This window comes from Geodermatophilus chilensis (genome assembly GCF_002802985.1).
GTDB lineage: Bacteria > Actinomycetota > Actinomycetes > Mycobacteriales > Geodermatophilaceae > Geodermatophilus > Geodermatophilus chilensis.
Genome location: NZ_NVPT01000333.1, coordinates 1 through 1,610, shown reverse-complemented (window position 1 = coordinate 1,610; position 1,610 = coordinate 1). Strand labels below are relative to the sequence as shown.

The window sequence follows — 1,610 nt, the reverse complement described above, 5'->3', positions numbered from 1 at the left end:
CGACATCCTCTGGGGCACCGCTCCTGCGCCCGCCCCGGCTGCCGTCGTCCCGCCGGTGCCCGCGCCCGCCGTCGTCCCCCCGGTGCCGACCCCCGCGCCGGAGCCCGGGCCGGTCCCCGTGCCCGAGTGGGTGCACGAGCCGGACTTCAGCACCGGGCCCATCACCTCCCGCGAGGAGGCGATCGCCGAGGTGCTGCGCGCGGCCCTCGCGCACGACACCTCGGACGCGGCGCTCACCCAGCTGCTGCGCGGCGTGCTCGCCGGCTCCTCGCCGGCCGAGGACGACACCGCCGCGGCCGACGACGCGTGGGGTGACTCCTTCGCGGAGGCCCACACCGCCGAGATCCCGGTGTGGGTCGACGCGACCGCCGAGGCCGACGAGTGGGAGGTGGAGGCCGAGGTCCTGGCCGCGACCGCCAGCGACCCGGCGCCGCTGCCGCTGCCCGCCGACGCCACCACGATCCTCCCGCCGCTGTCGCTGCTGCCGCCGCCGGCGCCCGGCAGCGCGCTGGCCGTCCCGCCGCTGCTGGGCCGCCCGCCGGTGCCGCCGGCGATCGGCCGCGCCACGGGACAGACGGTCGCCCGGGTCGCGCCGCCGACCGCGGAGGCCCGCCTGGCCACCGTGACCCGGCTGCCGGTGGACAAGCGCGCGGCCGCCTGGCGCCGCTCCGCGCCGATGGTGGTGCCGTCGGTGCGCGGGCGGTCGACGTCGGGTGGGAACAGCGGACCGCTGCCCGGTGCCGCCGAGGACGCCCTGATCGTCGAGCTGCTGGAGCTCGGCGTGCCCGAGCGCCTGCTCGGCGAGGACTTCGCCGTGGAGGTCGCCCGGGTCGGTGCCTACGCGGCTCTGACCCGCGCGCTGGCCGCCGGTCTGCCGGCCGCTCCCCCGCTGCCCTTGGGGGCGGGCGAGGTGCTGCTGGTCGTGGGCCCGGGCGTGGAGACCCTCGTCGCCGCCCGCTCGGTGGCCGCCTCGATGCGGCTGGACGGCGAGCAGCTGCAGTGGGCCTCCCGTGGCGATCTCGCCGCGCTGGCCCCGCGCAGCAACCGGATCACCAGCATCGACACGGCCCTCGAGCGCAAGCAGGAGGCCGACCGGTCAAGCGCGCTGACGATCGTCGCCGTCGACGTCCCGCTGCGTGCCGGTGGCGGCGCCTGGCTGGAGCAGATGGTCGCGGTCTTCGCGCCGGTCGGCGTGTGGGCGGTCGTCGAGGCCACCCGCAAGCCCGAGGACGTCGGCCCGTGGCTGGACGCGCTGCCCCGCGTGGACGCGCTCATGGTCCAGGACACCGACCTGACCGCTGACCCCGCCGCGGTGCTCAGCCGCACCTCCACGCCCGTGGCCCTCCTCGACGGTGCGCGCGCGACCGCTCACCGCTGGGCCTCGCTGCTCTGCGAGCGACTGGAGACCTCGGGGGCATGAGTCCGCTGCGCTGGGACGTGCTGGCGGTGGCCTTCCTCCTGGCCCTGCCGGTGCTCGCGCTGGGGCTGCGGGGCGACCTCGGCGTGCACGACGTCGTCACCCGGCTGCCGTGGTGTCTGGCGGCGGGCTGGGGTGTGGTGGCGCTGCTGCGCTGGGCCGCCACCCCCCGCCCTGTCTCTTATACACATCT

The 1,610-nt window shown here is 77.6% G+C and carries 2 protein-coding genes; both read left to right on the top strand.

Features of this window, described 5'->3' with window-relative positions:
* The coding region (locus CNO22_RS26950) for a hypothetical protein (RefSeq protein ID WP_232807396.1) at positions 1-1,420 on the top strand (1,420 nt) is incomplete at its 5' end.
* Positions 1,417-1,610: hypothetical protein (locus CNO22_RS26945; protein WP_100502286.1), on the top strand; the 194-nt coding region annotated here is incomplete at its 3' end. The genes CNO22_RS26950 and CNO22_RS26945, both read left to right, overlap by 4 nt.